General features: G+C 49.6%; 4 tRNA genes. All 4 read left to right on the forward strand.

Annotated features, from left to right (window positions below):
* Positions 1 to 34 precede the first annotated feature (34 nt).
* The 4 genes from MOB98_RS20740 (at position 35) to MOB98_RS20755 (ending at position 392) form a co-directional block, all read left to right on the forward strand.
* Positions 35 to 110 (forward strand) — tRNA-Val (locus tag MOB98_RS20740).
* A 4-nt stretch (positions 111 to 114) separates the two neighbouring features.
* Positions 115 to 190: transfer RNA gene (locus tag MOB98_RS20745), tRNA-Thr, on the forward strand.
* 37 nt (positions 191 to 227) lie between these two features.
* Positions 228 to 303: transfer RNA gene (locus MOB98_RS20750), tRNA-Lys, on the forward strand.
* A 6-nt stretch (positions 304 to 309) separates the two neighbouring features.
* Positions 310 to 392: transfer RNA gene (locus tag MOB98_RS20755), tRNA-Leu, on the forward strand.
* The last annotated feature ends 58 nt before the right edge of the window (positions 393 to 450 follow it).

A 450-nucleotide genomic window follows, 5' to 3' on the forward strand; every position in this document is an offset into this window, starting at 1 on the left:
ACGCCGCCAAGCAATTGCACGCTAGTGCAATTATGGAGGATTAGCTCAGCTGGGAGAGCATCTGCCTTACAAGCAGAGGGTCGGCGGTTCGAGCCCGTCATCCTCCACCATTTTGCCGGTGTAGCTCAATTGGTAGAGCAACTGACTTGTAATCAGTAGGTTGGGGGTTCAAGTCCTCTTGCCGGCACCACTTTTATATGGTATAATACTCAAGTCTCTTGTAAGAAGAGCCATTAGCTCAGTTGGTAGAGCATCTGACTTTTAATCAGAGGGTCGAAGGTTCGAGTCCTTCATGGCTCACCATTTTACGCGGGTGTGGCGGAATTGGCAGACGCGCTAGACTTAGGATCTAGTGTCTTTATGACGTGGGGGTTCAAGTCCCTTCACCCGCATTATATAGGATGACGGTTGTAAAAACTGGACATCCTGTCTGCGGAAGTAGTTCAGTGG

The organism is Bacillus sp. N13C7, from assembly GCF_026790065.1.
GTDB lineage: Bacteria > Bacillota > Bacilli > Bacillales > Bacillaceae > Bacillus.